The organism is Pseudoponticoccus marisrubri, assembly GCF_001482405.1.
Lineage (GTDB): Bacteria > Pseudomonadota > Alphaproteobacteria > Rhodobacterales > Rhodobacteraceae > Pseudoponticoccus > Pseudoponticoccus marisrubri.
The window spans coordinates 119,817-134,077 of record NZ_LPXO01000003.1; the positions used below are offsets into that span (position 1 = coordinate 119,817).

Here is a 14,261-nt window from a genome sequence, read left to right on the forward strand (position 1 = left end):
CGTCAATGCCGCGCCCCGGCTGCGGCGCCGGCGCCCTTGACCCGGGCGGCCGGGGCGGGCACTCAATTGCCCGAGGAGATCGCCCATGACATTGCCCAATTCCATCGACGCCGTGCAGGCGGACCTGGCCGCGACCGGCTATGTCTGCGGCCGCGCGCTGGCCACCGTCGTCTTCCTGTCGCTCAAGCTTGGCCGGCCGCTCTTTCTCGAGGGCGAGGCCGGGGTCGGCAAGACCGAGATCGCCAAGGCGCTGTCGGCGGCGCTGGGGCGGCGCCTGATCCGGCTGCAATGTTACGAGGGGCTGGATGCGGGCTCGGCGGTCTACGAATGGAACTTCCCCGCCCAGATGATCGCCATCCGCACCGCCGAGGCCGGCGGCGGCGCCGATCGCACCGCGCTGCAGAAGGAGCTCTTCGGCCCCGATTACCTGGTCGAACGCCCGCTCCTGCAGGCCATGCGCCCGGACGAGGCCGGCGCGCCGATCCTGCTGATCGACGAGCTCGACCGCACAGACGAGCCCTTCGAGGCCTTCCTGCTCGAGGCGCTGAGCGATTTCCAGGTCACCATCCCCGAGCTCGGCACCATCAAGGCGCCCGAGCCGCCCATCGTCATCCTGACCTCGAACCGCACGCGCGAGGTGCATGACGCGCTCAAGCGCCGCTGCCTCTACCACTGGGTCGACTACCCGGGCTTCGAGCGCGAGCTCGAGATCCTGCACGCCCGCGCGCCCGAGCTGCCCGAAACCCTCTCGCGCGAGATCATCGCCTTCGTGCAGGGCCTGCGCACCGAAGACATCTTCAAGAAACCCGGCGTGGCCGAGACCATCGACTGGGCCAAGTGCCTGCTGGCGCTCGACGTGGTCGATCTCTCACCCGAGGTGATCAGCGACACGCTGGGCGCGATCCTGAAATACCAGGACGACATTGCGCGCATCCAGGGCTCCGAGGCCAAGCGCATCCTCGACGATGCCAAGGCCAGCATCGAGGCGGCCTGATCCTCAGCGCTGGATGATCAGGCGTTGATCCTCAAGCTGGAATTCCAGCCGCCTTATCACATCTCGGGACTCAGGCATATAAAGAGGCAGATCTTGCTCACTGCCAAGGTCGATTTCGCCCAAGGCCTCCATCATCTCGCCGGACCAGGGGTTGGTGTCACCCAGATTCGCAGCGGCGGTGAACTCCGCGGCCACAGCCTGTCCCAGATCGCTCATCACGTAGAGATTCTGCGACCGGTCAAAGCGGATCAGCGGGGCGTCTTCGCTGTTCGGATCGATGCCCATAGTGCGGAACCCTGCATCCATTGCAATCACGCTGAACGACTGCGCCGCCCCTGGCGCCGCCTCGCGCAAGGTCCAGGTCAGGTCGCCCGCAAGCCGTGTGACCTCGTTTAGGGCGCCGCGCCCGTAGGCCTCCTGCAGGGCGGCAAGACGCTCCGCATTGTCGGTTGCCTCGATGGCCCTCGCGATCGCCGGGTTCGCAGCAAGCGCCTGATCAAGCCCTCTGGGATCGGACAGAATGGAGTAGACCGCACCGGTGTAGAGCGGCCGCGTCTCCATCGCCATGGGAGATCCGTTGCAGGTCGCGCTGACACTTTCAAGAAAGGTCATGACCGGGCGCGCGCTGATGCGCACACTGTCATCGCAGCGCGCCATCTGGAAAACTGCGACGCCATTCGCATCCGTGCGTTTGGCCCGGTTCTCCCCCGTCACGCTGACATGGCTGGGCACAGGCCATTCGGCTTCGTCGTGAATGCGGTAGACCTTGATCTCCACGGTGAGCGGATCGGTCGGCTCCTCGGCCAACAGGGGCACGGCGCAGAAAGCCAGAACGGCGACACAGTTTCGGGTCAGATTGCTCATGCTGGCGGCTCCTCTTGCGTGGGAAAGGTGTTGGTTCATGCAGATTTGAAGAGCGGTACGACGATCACGACGACCAATCCGAACAATGCGACCCCGAACGCCAGGATCATGATGTGGAAATAGCTGCCTACGAATACCGCCGTCGCGGTGTAGCCGTCGATAAGCAGCAGTGATTTCGGGTCGTTGGGCGCCGCGGTATAGTAAAATTCGAGCGTGGTATCGTCCTCAAGAGCCGCGTCCGAACGCTGCGTCGTCAATCTAACCACCGCGCCCGGAACCAGCGTGGCGGAGAGCGCGACACCGCTGGCGGTCGAGTCGACTGACGTGTTGGACGGAGACACCGGTGGCTCCCGGGTCAATTTGTGAAACCGGTCCGCGTCTCCGTCCTGCGGTCGCAGGCAATCGGGGCGCAGGTCCACGCAGGCAATCTCGAATCGCGAATCCTCCACGAGGCTGGCAAGCGAGATGTTCTCAAGCCGCAGCTCTGCCGAGCCGTCCGGCGCTCTGTCGAAGCGATAAGTGACAACCGGTTGGCTGCGGATCTCTTCAACGACGCTGGTGACGTAAAATCCGACCACGGCCAGAAAAATTGCCAGAACCGCAGAGGCTTTCTCAGACGTGAAGAGATTCATCGAATCACCCTCCGATTGAATGCAGTATTCTCAATACCTCCAACGATACCATCCTACTTTGGTCGTGTCGCGGACGACATGCCCCGGTCTCGCCTTGCCATGCTGAGGTCGCTCGCCGATAACCGGAGCATGCCCGAATACGCCCCTCTGGAAATCCCGGAAAATCCGCGCCTGGCGCAGAACATCATCCATTTCGCCCGCGCCCTGCGCCGCGCCGGGCTGCCCGTCGGGCCGGGTCGTGTGATCGACGCGATCCGCGCGGTCGAGGCGGCGGGCTTCACCGACCGGATGGATTTCTACTGGACGCTGCATGCCTGTTTCGTGAACCGCCCCGAGCACCGGGTGATCTTCGCGCAGGTCTTCCGGCTCTACTGGCGCGACCCGCGCTTTCTCGAACACATGATGAGCCTGATGCTGCCCGCGGTGCGCGGCGTGCAGGAGGAACGCCTCGCCGCGGCGGCCGAGAAACGCGCGGCCCAGGCGCTTCTGGGCGACGAGCTGCCCGAGATGCCGCAGCCCGAGACGCGCGAGGACGAGGCCACCCAGATCGAGATCGACGCCTCGATGACCATGTCGGCCGAGGAAAAGCTGCGCACGCTGGATTTCGAGCAGATGTCCACCGAAGAGATCGCCCAGGCCAAGCGCATGCTCGCCCGGCTCACCCTGCCGGTGCAGCCCATCCTGTCGCGCCGGCGCATGGCGGCCGCGCAGGGCAACCGCATCGCCTATCGCCGCACGATCCGCGCGGCGCTGCGCCAGGGCGGCGAGATGCAGCGCATCGAGCGCGCGCGCCAGCGGCCGCGCTGGCCCAACCTCGTGGTGCTCTGCGACATCTCCGGCTCCATGAGCCAGTATTCCCGCATGGTGCTGCATTTCCTGCACGCCGTGGCCAACGAGAAGGGGCAGGGCTGGGCAAAGGTGCATGCCTTCACCTTCGGCACGCGGCTGACCAACATCACCCGGCACCTCGCTGCGCGCGACGTGGACGCTGCGCTCAAGGCCGCGGGCGCCGAGGCGCAGGACTGGGAGGGCGGCACGCGGATCGGGGATTGCCTGCATGTCTTCAACCGCGACTGGTCGCGTCGGGTGATGGGGCAGGGCGCGGTGGTGCTGCTGATCACCGACGGGCTCGACCGCGACGATGCCGCGGCGCTCGAGAAAGAGATGGAGCGGCTGCAGCTCTCGTCGCGCCGGCTGATCTGGCTGAACCCGCTGCTGCGCTGGGACGGGTTCGCGCCCAAGGCCAGCGGCATCCGCGCCATGCTGCCCCATGTGGACAGCTTCCGCGCCGGCCATTCCATCGCCTCGCTCGAGGACCTGGCCGAGGCGATCTCGCGCCCCGACGACGCGGGCGAGAAGGCCCGCCTGATGGCGGCGCTCTGAATGGGCGGCTTGACGCAGGCCGGGCCCGGGATCACCTAGGGGTCATGGCGGACGGCATCTCCGCGCCGGTCGGGCGCATCATCAAGGGCGAGGCCTGCGTGGCGGAGGGCGCGGCCTGGCTCGCCGCGCAGGAGCCGCGCTTTGCCCATGCGCTGGACCTGACCGGCCCGCTGCCGCTGCGGTTGCGTCCGGACGGCTTCGCCCAGCTGCTCGGCGCCATCGTCAGCCAGCAGGTCAGCGTCGCCTCTGCCGCCGCGATCTGGGCTCGGCTGGAAGAGGCGGGCGCCACGACGCCAGAGGCCGTGCTGGCGCGGGGCGAGGAGGATCTGCGCGCCCTCGGCCTCAGCCGGCAGAAGGCGCGCTACGCCGTGGCGCTGGCCGAGGCGGGCATCGACTACGGTGCGCTGCGCGACATGCCCACCGATGACGTGATCCGCACGCTGGTGGCGGTAAAAGGGATCGGCGTCTGGACGGCCGAGATCTATGCCATGTTCAGCCTCGGTCGTGCGGATGTCTTCGCCCCGGGTGACTTGGCGCTGCAGGAATCCGCCCGGATGCTCTTCGATCTGCCCGAACGTCCGCGCGAACGCGCGCTGCGCGAGATGGCGCAGGACTGGTCGCCCTGGCGGTCGGTTGCCGCACGGGCGCTCTGGGCGTATTACCGGGTGGACAAGGGGCGCGAGGGGATCGGCTGATGGCACGAGCGGAGACATGGATGGCGGGCGCGCTGGCGCTCTGGGCAGGCACCGCCGCGGCCGGGTTCGACCGCCCGACACTCTGCAAGGGCCAGATGCGGTTCTACAACGAGGACAAGAGCTTCACGCTCTACGACATGCGGCTCGAGCTGGACAGCAGCAGCTACCGCGTGCAGGCGCAAAGCGCCGATGACCCCGAGGGTTCGGATGATCGCGGCCGCTGCGGCGCCTATCTCGGCGGTTGGTGCCGCCACAGCTTTCCGCCGAACGAGGATGGCACGGTGGAGTATTTCGAGTTCCGCCTGCTCGACCGCGGCAACGGGCGGTATCTCTACTCCGAGGCCTGGTTCGACGGCTTCACCGGCGACAGCCTGATGCGCTGCGTCGCCCGCTAGGGCCGGCCCGCCCGACCGGCGGGACGGCGACAGAAGGAAAGGGATTTCAATCGTGACACGCGTACTCAGGACCGGCCGCAAGGAGCCGGCCTCCGGCGAAAAGCGCTCCTGCGTGGTCTTCCTGCATGGCTATGGCGCCAACGGGGCCGACCTGCTGGGGCTGGCCGATCCGCTGGCCGAGCACCTGCCCGACACGCTCTTCGTGGCGCCCGACGCGCCCGAGGCCTGCGCCGGCGCGCCGATGGGTTTCCAGTGGTTCCCGATCCCGTGGATCGACGGCTCCTCCGAGGAGGAGAGCATGGCCGGCATGGCCCGCGCGGTGGATGACCTGAACGCCTTTCTCGATGCGCTGATGGTGGACGAGGACCTGCTGCCCGAGCAGGTGGCCTTGTTCGGCTTTTCGCAGGGCACGATGATGAGCCTGCATGTCGCGCCCCGGCGCGAGGACGAGGTGGCCGGGATCGTCGCCTTCTCGGGGCGGCTGCTGGCGCCCGAGCTGCTGGTCGACGATGTGGTCTCGCGCCCGCCGGTCCTGCTGGTGCATGGCGATGCCGACGAGGTCGTCCCGCCGCAATCGCTGCCCCAGGCCGCCGAGGCCCTGCAGGAGGCCGGCTGGAAAGAGGTCTATGCTCATGTCATGAAAGGCACCGGCCACGGCATCGCGCCCGACGGGCTGGGCGTGGCCCTGGCCTTCCTGCGCGACAAGTGCGGGTTCTGAGCGGGGAACGCGTTTGAAACGCGTTCAAGCGCGTTGCAACGCGCTTGCAAGCCGCTTGAAAGCGGCTTGTGCCCGGCGGCACCGGCGGCGCACAAGACCGGCTTGCCGCTTGTCGGGATCACGCACGTCGCAGCAGGGGCGCGCCTGCGCGGTCCCTGTCGGTCGCTGTTGCACGGTGGGAGACGCAGGCCGGTGACTTGCCATGGCGGGCTGAACTCGATCATCGCCAAGACCGGGCTCGAAGCAGGTCGGATTTGCCTCCAGATCGTCGAGTGCACCGAGGAGGTGCAGCAGGTTGCTTTCGGATGGCTGCAGGTCAGCCAGGAGTCCTGCCAAGAGACCGACGACGCGGCGCCTTTGCGGGACGAGCGCCTGATCGCCACCGGCGAAGGCGCGCGTTTCCGGAGGTTCTGGGCAGCAGACGGACTGCGGGAGCATTCAAATTACGCGCGCAACAGCAAGGTCTTGCGTGTTACCTGCACGCCGGACAGCGAGGCGGTTCTGGCGCTGGAGCATCACCGGCATTCTGTGCTGATCCGGGTCGCGACCGGCGACAAAGTCTATGCCGGCAACACGGCCTATGACCTGCTATCCGACGCCATCCTGTCGTCCGAGGGCACATACATGGCCACCGGCGAGTGCGACGGCGAGGTGCGGTTGTGGAATGCCGCCAGATACCAGAAGATCTGCAAGCATTTCGGCTTTGACAACCGGGACAGCCGGTTGGCTTTCTCCCCGGATGGTGGCCTGTTGGCCGGTGGCAGCGAAGACGGAAGGATCATGATCTGGTCGGCCGGGAAGGGCTGGGCCCTGCCGCCGATCGCAGATGTGGGCAGCTACGTGCCGGGCCTGGGCTTTTCGCCGGACGGACGGCGGCTGGCCGCAGCCGGCGAGGACGGCACGTTGTCCCTGTTCGGCGGAGATCGGGACTCCCCTTGAGCGCTGTCACAATAGGCTTACACTTCCGCGGTACCTCTCTGTCCGACCACTGCATCTTGCGGGACTTGCCAGGTTCGAAACGCGAGATATAGTGATGTCAGGCTGGGGCGGGATGTCCCGCCCTGGTGTTTCGGGCAGAAACAGGCAGGGCGGGAGACGAGTCCCAGATGGATGGCGATTTCAGAACCAGTTTCGTGCGCGAACCCGGCGCACTCAAGCAGCACCCGGCGCTGGTGCTCAACGCGGATTACCGGCCGCTCTCCTATTATCCGTTGAGCCTCTGGCCGTGGCAGGACGCGGTCAAGGCCGCCTTCCTCGAGCGGGTGGATATCGTGGCCGAGTATGACGAGGTGGTGCGCAGTCCGAGCATGAGCATCAGGATCCCCAGCGTGGTCGTCCTGAAGGATTTCGTCAAACCCCAGAAGCGCGTGGCCTTCACGCGCTTCAATCTTTTTCTGCGGGATGAATTCCGCTGCCAGTATTGCGGGGCAAAGGGCGAGTTGACCTTCGATCACGTGGTGCCGCGCGCCGCCGGCGGGATCACCAGCTGGGAAAACGTCGTTGCGGCCTGTGCGCCTTGCAACCTGCGCAAGGGATCCAAGAGCCTGCGCCAGGCGCGTATGAGCCTGCGCAAGGTGCCGCGCCAGCCCTCGGCGGCGGAGCTGTTGAACATGGGTCGTCGCTTTCCGCCGAACCACCTGCACGAGAGCTGGATGGATTTCCTGTATTGGGATGCCGAGCTGGAGGCGTGATGCCGGGTGGGCCGGTCCTGCGGACCGGACGCTCTTCTGCGAATTCGCCCCACCCGCCATCCCGCGGGGGCGGCGCCGAGGCTTGGCCATGCACCTAAAAACGCAAAACGCGCCGCCGGGGCGACGCGCCTGATCTCTTCGGTAGGTCGGTCAGCCTCGGACGGGCTCAGCCGTTCTGACCCCCGGCCGCGGCCTTTTGCGGCTGCGCGGCGGGCTGCTGCTGCTGGCCGCCTGCATTCTGCTGTTGCGGGCGGGCCTTGCCGCCGTTCAGCGGATCGTCCTGGCGCTGCACGGAGCCTTCGAAATGGGCGCCGGATTCAATGGCGATGGTCTTGTGGATGATGTCGCCCTCGACCCGTGCGGTGGCGGTCAGGCGCACCTTGAGGCCGCGCACGCGGCCGACGATGCGGCCATTGACCACGACGTCATCGGCGATCACCTCGCCCTTGATCGTGGCGGCCTCGCCGATGGTCAGCAGATGGGCGCGGATATCGCCCTCGACCGTGCCCTCGACCTGGATGTCGCCGGTGGTCTTGATGTTGCCGGTGATGTGCAGATCGGGCGACAGGACCGAGGCCGGCGGCTTGGCCTTGGGCGGGGAGGCCTTGAAGTCGTTCGATTGCGGCTTGGGCGTCTCATGGGCCGCGGGTTTCGCAGCCTCCTCGGCCTTGGGGCCCGGCTCGTTGATTTTGCTCTTAGAAAACATCGTTCGCAGCCTTGATGTAGATCATGGGATTGACGGGTTTACCGCCGACTCGGACCTCATAGTGCAGGTGGGTCCCGGTCGATCGTCCGGTGTTTCCCATATCACCGATCCGCTCCCCGCGCGAGACCCTTTGGCCGACCTTCACCCGAATTTTCGACAGATGGGCGTAGCGGGTCTCGATCCCGAATTCGTGCTGGATCTTGATGAGCCGGCCGTAGCCGGAGAGCCAGCCGGCATGCACCACCACGCCATCGGCGGTGGAGTAGATCGCGGTGCCATGCGGCGCGGCGAAATCGGTGCCGGCATGCAGGCGGCCCCAGCGATAGCCGAAGCCGCTGGTGAAGCGGAATGGATCCTTGAGCGGCGAGGCGAAGGGGGCCTTCTGCGCGGCGATCCGGTAGAGGTTCAGCCGGTCCATCTGGTTGAGGATGCGGTTGGCGCGACGCGTGTCCTCGGGGGCGATCTCCTCGCCGCGGGTCGAGAAGCTGAGCGGGGTCAGCGGGCCGCCCTGGCCGGTATAGCCCTTGCGCACGGCGTTGATGATCGTGTCGGGGTTCATGCCGGCGGCCTCGAACATCTTGTCGAGCGGCTTGACCGAGACGGTCATCGCCTCTTCAAGCTGGCGGAAGATGGCGTCGTTCTTCTCTTCCATCAGCTCGATCTCGGCCTCCATCTCGGCGGCGCGGACCAGGGCGAGCTGGGCATCGGCGACCACGCGGTCGCGCTCTTCGGCGGTGCGGGCCAGCGCATCGGCCAGGATGTCGAGCTGGCTGTCGGCGCCGTTGGGCGCCCCAGCAGTTACGGTGCCGCTTTCGATCTCCGTCTCGAGCGCGGCGAGCCGGTCATTGACCAGCTGGCGCTCCTTCATCGTGTCGCGCAGCGTGGCCTGGATCACGTCGATCCCGGTCTCGAGCTCGCGGCGGCGCGTCTCGGATTCCAGCAGCTCGGTCTGCATCATCGAGATCTGGCTGAGCGCGGCGTTGAACCGCTCCTGCGCGGCGAGCGCCTCGGCGGCGCGGGAGTCGCGCTCGGCCGAAAGGGCGTTGAGCCGCTGCTGGTAGGTGATCTGCTCGCGCTTGGCTTGTTCGCGGAAATTGCCGGCGCCGATCGAATCCATCAGCAGGATCGCGGTGGCGACAATGGTCCAACCGACCAGCACGGTCGAGCCGGCGAAGGCGATGGCCTGTGTCTCGGGGCGGAGCCGGATGAAACGGGTGTCATTGTCTGAACGCAGGAAGAGGCGACGCTCCGGAAAGAACCGTTCGAGCACCGCATGTGTCTTGATAGCCAGACGTGTTCTCACCTGACGTCCCCTTAACCCGTCCCAATCATCGGCGCTCGGTTCCCCAACACGACGCCTTGGACCGGGCTTACCGGGGGCTTCAGGCTTTCGCAAGATTTTTGGGCGTGCGATTCGACGCGATCGGCGGGTTCCCGATCAAACGGCAAAAAACCGCTTATTCAACGGGTTCCTTCCGACGCTTGTGCCGTCAAGGGCCAGTAGAAATCCGGCGGGATGCCGGCTTCGGCGCGTTTTTCCTCGTTGAAGGGGGGCTTCAAGGGGCCGTGGAAATATTTCTGGACCAATGTGTGAAACACGTCGCGCGGGTCGCTGTCATGCCGCCCGCAGAGGAAGTGGAACCACTTTGAACCATAGGCGACATGGCTGACCTCCTCGGCATAGATGGTCTCGAGCGCGGCGACGGCCTGGTCGATCCCGGCCTTGCGGAAGATGTCGATCATGCCGGGCGTCACGTCCAGCCCGCGGGCCTCGAGCACCATGGGCACCACGGCAAGCCGGCCCATCAGGTCGCCGGCGGTGTCCTCGGCGGCGCGCCACATCCCGGCATGGGCCGGCAGCGCGCCATAGGTGCTGCCCGCGGCCTCGAGGCAGTCGCAGACAAGATTGAAATGCTTCGATTCCTCGTCCGCCGCCTTGACCCAGTCATCGTAGAAGCCGGGCGGCATGGGCGTGTCGGCAAAACGCGGGATGATGTCCCAGTGCAGATCGACGGCATTCAGCTCGATATGCGCCACGGCATGCAGCAGCGCGATGCGCCCCTGCGGGCTGCCGGGACGCCGCCGCGGCACGTCGCGCGGATCCAGCAGCTCGGGCCGGTCGGGGCGCGAGGGGCGCAACGGCGGGTCCGCGCGCCCGACGGGCAAGGGATCTCCGGCCGTGCGGGCCGCGAACCAGCGCGCGGCATAGCGGCGCGACTTCTCTGTCTTCTCGCGCCCGTCGGCCGTGGTCAGCACGTCCACCGCCATCTCGCTCAGGCTGGTCATGGCCCGATCCTTTCTGCCAGGTGGACGGGCGCAAATTCCGTGAACGGAATTTGCAAATTTCGTCCACGAAATTTGATGCGCCGGCTCAGAGCGCGCGCGCCGCCTCCAACACCTCCTCGGCGTGGCCGGGCACCTTCACCTTGCGCCATTCCCGCGCGATCCGGCCGTCGCCATCGATCAGGAAGGTCGAGCGTTCGATGCCCATGAAGGTCTTGCCATACATCTTCTTCTCTTTCCACACGCCGTAAGCCTCGCAGACGTCCGAGCCCTCGTCCGACAGCAGCGGCACGGTCAATCCCTTCTTCTTCATGAATTTCTCGTGGCTGGCGAGGCTGTCTTTGGACAGGCCGAACACCTTGACGCCGGCGGCCTCGAACTTCGGCAGCAGCGCAGTGAAGGCCTCGTTCTCCTTCGTGCAGCCCGACGTGTCGTCGCGCGGGTAGAAGAACAGGACGACCGGCGCGCCCTTCAGGGCCGACAGGGTGACCTCGCCGGAGGTGCCGGGCAGGGTGAAATCGGGGGCGGTGTCGGACATGCGTGTCTCCGGGGTTGGAATGCTCTAAGGTGCCGCCCATGCGCAGCGACTGCCTTCAGAATAACCCGTCCGCCGGCGGCTTCCAGTGTCCGTGAGCGAGAGCGGGATCCCCACGCGCCGCCGGCGGCGCGCCGGCCTCGCCGTGCTTCTGGTCTTCGGCCTTCTGATCGGTGCGACCGGTCTTGGTGCGGTGCTGATGATCGGCCGGCCTGTGGATGCCCCGGCCTGGATGCGTGCGCGCATCGCCGAGCGCATCGCGGCCAGCCTGCCCGGCATCGACTTGCAATTCGGCCGCGTGAGCCTGCTGGTCCAGCGCAGCGGGCTGGCGCGTATCATTCTCTGGGATGTCGAGATCCGCAACGCCCAAGGCGCACGCGTGGCGCAGGTCTCGGATATCGAGGCGGGGCTTGCCCCCGGGGCGCTGCTGCGCGGCCAGCTGGTGCTGCGCGAGGCGCAGGTCTCGGGCGCCTTCGTTACCATGCGGCGCGACCGCAGCGGACGGCTGGGCCTGGCCCTGGGCGATGTCTTTGCCGAGACGACCGATGCGCCCGACATCGCCGAGATCGTCACACGCATCGACCGGGTCTTTGCCGATCCCCGTCTCGCGCAGCTCGACCTCTTCGAGGCCGATGCGCTGACCCTGCGCTTCGAGGACCAGCGGGCCCGGCGCGGCTGGACGGCCGATGGAGGGCGCCTGCGCCTGACCCGCGATTCCGACTCGCTGCGGCTGGCCGGCGATATCGCGCTGCTGGGCGGCGGGGCCGGCGTCGCCACGGTCGAGCTGAACGCCACCAGCCGGATCGGCGAGACCGCCCTGCAATTCGGGTTGGTGCTCGACAATCTCGCGGCGCGCGACATCGCCACGCAGAGCCCGGCGCTGGCCTGGCTGACCGGGCTGGACGCGCCTATTTCGGGGGCGTTGCGGTCGGGGCTGCGCGAGGATGGCGGGCTGGACGTGCTGAACGCGACGTTGCAGATCGGCGGCGGGGCGCTGCAGCCCAACCGGGCCACGCGCGCCTTGCCCTTCGACAGCGCGCGCACCTATTTCACATATGACCCTGACACGGCACTGCTGGCCTTTGACGAGATCGCCGTCACCTCTCCTTTGGGCCGCGTCAACGCCACGGGGGCGGCGCGGCTCGAGGGGCTGGAGACGGGCTGGATCACCGGGCTGTCGGCGCAGATGCGGCTGGACGGGATGCGTCTGACCGAGGGTGCGCTGCTGGAGCGGCCCGTCGCCCTGTCCGGTGCCGATGCGGCCTTCAAGCTGGCGCTCGACCCGTTCCGCGTGACGCTGGGCCGGCTGCGCATCACCGACCCGGAGCTGCCCGCCCGGATGAGCGGCCGGCTGTCCGCCGAAAGCGATGGCTGGCACCTTGCGCTGGATGCCGCGCTGGACGAGACCGATCCGGCGCAGGTGCTGGCCTTCTGGCCGGGCGACTTCAAGCCGCAATCGCGCAACTGGATGGTCAAGAACGTGAAATCCGGCCGGTTCCATGACATCAGCTTCATCCTGCGGGCCCGCCCCGGGGCCGAGCCGCTGACCTTCATCGATTTCGGCTTCGAGGATCTCGAGGCGACCTACAATCCCCGCCTGCCGGGCCTGTTCGGCGCGGCGGGGCGCGTGTCCCTGCAGGAAGCGCGGCTGGGCCTGCGCCTTGACCGCGGAGAGGTACGCGCCGGCCCGCGCGGCGCGGTCGACATCTCGGGCACGGAATTCGTCGTGCCGGATTTGCGGCAGGAGCCCTCGACCGGCGAGCTGCGCCTGCAGGCGCAGGGGCCGCTGGGGGCTGCGCTGGATTACGTGGACAATGACGCCTGGCAGGTGCTGCGTAAGGCCGGGCGCGACGCCGACCTGGCCAGCGGCCGGGCGCGGATCGCCGGGCGGATCGCCATGGAGCTGCGCGCGGGGCTGCGCCTGCCGGACGTCGCGATCGACCTGAAGGGGCGGCTGGAAGACGTTGAAAGCACGGCGCTGGTGCCGGGACGGCGCTTGCAGAGTAACGGTCTGGACCTCGCGCTGGACAACCGGGCGGTGCAGATTTCGGGGCCGGTCTCCTTTGACGGCGTGTCGGCCGAGGCGCTCTGGCGACAACCGCTGCGTGACGGGGCGGGCAGCGTCAGCGCCACTGCAAGAGTGACCCCCAATGCGCTGGCATCGCTGGGGATTTCTCTGCCACAGGGAATGCTCAGCGGGGCCGGGACCGGCGCGCTGGAGCTGGAGCTGGGCGGGGACGGGCCGCCACGCTTCACGCTGGAGAGCGACCTGGCCGGGATCGGGCTGGACATCCCGCAGCTGGGCTGGTCACTGCCCGAGTCCCGGACTGGGCGGTTCCGCATGGCCGGGCAGCTGGGCGCGCCGGTGCAGATCGACGCGCTCTCGCTCTCGGCGCCCGGGCTGGAGGCGGAGGGCACGCTGAGCCTGACCGAGACCGGCGGGTTCGAAGCGCTTTCGCTGAACCGGCTGGCCGTGGGCGCGTGGATGGATGTCACGGGGCGCCTGCGCGGTCGCGGGACGGGCCAGCCGCCGCAGGTGGAGCTGACCTCGGGCCGGGTCGATCTGCGCGGCGGCGGGCTGCCCGCGGGTGGTGGCGGAAACGGGCCCGGCGGGCCGCTGCTGCTGGCGCTGGACCGGTTGCAGCTGACCGACAGCATCCACTTCACCGACTTTCGGGGAAGTTTCAACGACAACAACGGCTTGCAGGGCGGGTTTCGCGCGCGCATCGGGGGCAAGGCGCCGGTCCAGGGGGAGCTGGTGCCGCGCAACGGGCGCACCGGCGTGCGCATGGCGGGCGAGGATGCGGGCGACATCCTGCGCGCCGCGGGACTGCTGCGGACGGTGCAGAACGGCACGTTCCGGCTGGACCTGATGCCGATCGCCGGGCAGGCGGGGCATTATGACGGGCGGCTGCGCATCCTCGGCGCGCGGCTGCGCAAGGCGCCGGCCATCGCCGCGCTTCTGGATGCGGCCAGCGTGGTGGGCGTGATCGACCAGCTGAACGGCCCGGGCATCTTCTTTTCCGAGGTCGAGGCCGAATTTCGACTTACGCCCTCGCGGGTTATCCTGACACGTTCAAGTGCCGTGGGCCCCTCGATGGGGATCTCGATGGACGGGTTCTACGACCTTGCGTCGGGACAGATGGACATGCAGGGTGTGCTGTCGCCGATCTATATCGTCAATGCCATCGGGCGGCTGATCGCGCGCAAGGGCGAGGGGCTGATCGGGTTCAACTTCAACCTGACCGGGCCGGCCGATCAACCACGCGTGTCGGTGAACCCGCTTTCGGTCTTCACCCCGGGCATGTTCCGTGACATCTTCCGCCGACCACCGCCGAAACTGTCACAATGATTCCAAGAGGTTG

The 14,261-nt window shown here is 67.5% G+C and carries 14 protein-coding genes; 8 read left to right on the top strand and 6 right to left on the bottom strand.

What is annotated here, in order from left to right:
* Nucleotides 1-85: 85 nt before the first annotated feature.
* A complete protein-coding gene (locus tag AVJ23_RS06610; RefSeq protein ID WP_058861377.1) occupies nucleotides 86-994 on the top strand; it encodes an AAA family ATPase in 909 nt (302 codons plus the stop codon).
* Nucleotides 995-997: 3 nt separating this feature from the next.
* On the opposite strand, the gene AVJ23_RS06615 is transcribed toward AVJ23_RS06610, so the two are convergent.
* On the bottom strand, nucleotides 998-1,858 hold the full coding sequence (locus AVJ23_RS06615) for a hypothetical protein (protein ID WP_058861378.1): 861 nt from the start codon (nucleotides 1,856-1,858) through the stop codon (nucleotides 998-1,000).
* Between the two features lie 35 nt (nucleotides 1,859-1,893).
* The gene (locus tag AVJ23_RS06620) at nucleotides 1,894-2,490 is read right to left on the bottom strand and encodes a hypothetical protein (RefSeq protein ID WP_058861379.1); all 597 of its coding nucleotides are present in this window, start codon (nucleotides 2,488-2,490) and stop codon (nucleotides 1,894-1,896) included.
* Nucleotides 2,491-2,619: 129 nt separating this feature from the next.
* On the opposite strand from AVJ23_RS06620, the gene AVJ23_RS06625 reads away from it, so the two are divergent.
* The 6 genes from AVJ23_RS06625 to AVJ23_RS06650 all read left to right on the top strand — a co-directional run bounded on the left by AVJ23_RS06625 (nucleotide 2,620) and on the right by AVJ23_RS06650 (nucleotide 7,372).
* The gene (locus AVJ23_RS06625; protein WP_058861380.1) at nucleotides 2,620-3,873 is read left to right on the top strand and encodes a vWA domain-containing protein; all 1,254 of its coding nucleotides are present in this window, start codon (nucleotides 2,620-2,622) and stop codon (nucleotides 3,871-3,873) included.
* A 44-nt stretch (nucleotides 3,874-3,917) separates the two neighbouring features.
* The gene (locus AVJ23_RS06630) at nucleotides 3,918-4,568 is read left to right on the top strand and encodes a DNA-3-methyladenine glycosylase family protein (RefSeq protein WP_058861381.1); all 651 of its coding nucleotides are present in this window, start codon (nucleotides 3,918-3,920) and stop codon (nucleotides 4,566-4,568) included.
* Nucleotides 4,568-4,963 carry a hypothetical protein gene (locus AVJ23_RS06635; protein ID WP_157772630.1) on the top strand — a complete coding sequence of 132 codons (396 nt, stop codon included), beginning with the start codon at nucleotides 4,568-4,570 and terminating at the stop codon, nucleotides 4,961-4,963. Before AVJ23_RS06630 ends, AVJ23_RS06635 begins: the two co-directional genes overlap by 1 nt.
* Before the next feature lie 52 nt (nucleotides 4,964-5,015).
* On the top strand, nucleotides 5,016-5,681 hold the full coding sequence (locus AVJ23_RS06640) for an alpha/beta hydrolase (RefSeq protein ID WP_058861383.1): 666 nt from the start codon (nucleotides 5,016-5,018) through the stop codon (nucleotides 5,679-5,681).
* A gap of 192 nt (nucleotides 5,682-5,873) precedes the next feature.
* On the top strand, nucleotides 5,874-6,620 hold the full coding sequence (locus tag AVJ23_RS06645) for a WD40 repeat domain-containing protein (protein WP_169795929.1): 747 nt from the start codon (nucleotides 5,874-5,876) through the stop codon (nucleotides 6,618-6,620).
* Nucleotides 6,621-6,787: 167 nt separating this feature from the next.
* Nucleotides 6,788-7,372, top strand: coding sequence for an HNH endonuclease (locus AVJ23_RS06650; RefSeq protein ID WP_058861385.1), 585 nt, complete (start codon nucleotides 6,788-6,790; stop codon nucleotides 7,370-7,372).
* A 166-nt stretch (nucleotides 7,373-7,538) separates the two neighbouring features.
* Here the strand turns inward: AVJ23_RS06650 and AVJ23_RS06655 are convergent, their stop codons facing one another.
* The 4 genes from AVJ23_RS06655 to AVJ23_RS06670 all read right to left on the bottom strand — a co-directional run bounded on the left by AVJ23_RS06655 (nucleotide 7,539) and on the right by AVJ23_RS06670 (nucleotide 10,899).
* Nucleotides 7,539-8,078 carry a bactofilin family protein gene (locus AVJ23_RS06655; RefSeq protein WP_058861386.1) on the bottom strand — a complete coding sequence of 180 codons (540 nt, stop codon included), beginning with the start codon at nucleotides 8,076-8,078 and terminating at the stop codon, nucleotides 7,539-7,541.
* Nucleotides 8,068-9,381: a M23 family metallopeptidase gene (locus tag AVJ23_RS06660; RefSeq protein WP_058861387.1), complete on the bottom strand. Its 1,314-nt coding sequence runs from the start codon at nucleotides 9,379-9,381 to the stop codon at nucleotides 8,068-8,070. The genes AVJ23_RS06655 and AVJ23_RS06660 overlap by 11 nt, the downstream gene beginning before the upstream one ends.
* Before the next feature lie 158 nt (nucleotides 9,382-9,539).
* The gene (locus AVJ23_RS06665) at nucleotides 9,540-10,364 is read right to left on the bottom strand and encodes a ferritin-like domain-containing protein (RefSeq protein ID WP_058861388.1); all 825 of its coding nucleotides are present in this window, start codon (nucleotides 10,362-10,364) and stop codon (nucleotides 9,540-9,542) included.
* Between the two features lie 85 nt (nucleotides 10,365-10,449).
* Nucleotides 10,450-10,899, bottom strand: a complete 450-nt coding sequence (locus tag AVJ23_RS06670; RefSeq protein WP_058861389.1) for a peroxiredoxin — start codon at nucleotides 10,897-10,899, stop codon at nucleotides 10,450-10,452.
* 91 nt (nucleotides 10,900-10,990) lie between these two features.
* On the opposite strand from AVJ23_RS06670, the gene AVJ23_RS06675 reads away from it, so the two are divergent.
* The gene (locus AVJ23_RS06675) at nucleotides 10,991-14,248 is read left to right on the top strand and encodes a YhdP family protein (RefSeq protein WP_240484546.1); all 3,258 of its coding nucleotides are present in this window, start codon (nucleotides 10,991-10,993) and stop codon (nucleotides 14,246-14,248) included.
* Nucleotides 14,249-14,261 lie beyond the last annotated feature (13 nt).

What these genes read in the sequence shown, in the direction of transcription:
- AVJ23_RS06610 (WP_058861377.1), top strand. Translation starts at nt 86, where the DNA reads ATGACATTGCCCAATTCCATCGACGCCGTGCAGGCGGACCTGGCCGCG.
- AVJ23_RS06615 (WP_058861378.1), bottom strand. Translation starts at nt 1,858, where the DNA reads ATGAGCAATCTGACCCGAAACTGTGTCGCCGTTCTGGCTTTCTGCGCC.
- AVJ23_RS06620 (WP_058861379.1), bottom strand. Translation starts at nt 2,490, where the DNA reads ATGAATCTCTTCACGTCTGAGAAAGCCTCTGCGGTTCTGGCAATTTTT.
- AVJ23_RS06625 (WP_058861380.1), top strand. Translation starts at nt 2,620, where the DNA reads ATGCCCGAATACGCCCCTCTGGAAATCCCGGAAAATCCGCGCCTGGCG.
- AVJ23_RS06630 (WP_058861381.1), top strand. Translation starts at nt 3,918, where the DNA reads ATGGCGGACGGCATCTCCGCGCCGGTCGGGCGCATCATCAAGGGCGAG.
- AVJ23_RS06635 (WP_157772630.1), top strand. Translation starts at nt 4,568, where the DNA reads ATGGCACGAGCGGAGACATGGATGGCGGGCGCGCTGGCGCTCTGGGCA.
- AVJ23_RS06650 (WP_058861385.1), top strand. Translation starts at nt 6,788, where the DNA reads ATGGATGGCGATTTCAGAACCAGTTTCGTGCGCGAACCCGGCGCACTC.
- AVJ23_RS06655 (WP_058861386.1), bottom strand. Translation starts at nt 8,078, where the DNA reads ATGTTTTCTAAGAGCAAAATCAACGAGCCGGGCCCCAAGGCCGAGGAG.
- AVJ23_RS06665 (WP_058861388.1), bottom strand. Translation starts at nt 10,364, where the DNA reads ATGACCAGCCTGAGCGAGATGGCGGTGGACGTGCTGACCACGGCCGAC.
- AVJ23_RS06670 (WP_058861389.1), bottom strand. Translation starts at nt 10,899, where the DNA reads ATGTCCGACACCGCCCCCGATTTCACCCTGCCCGGCACCTCCGGCGAG.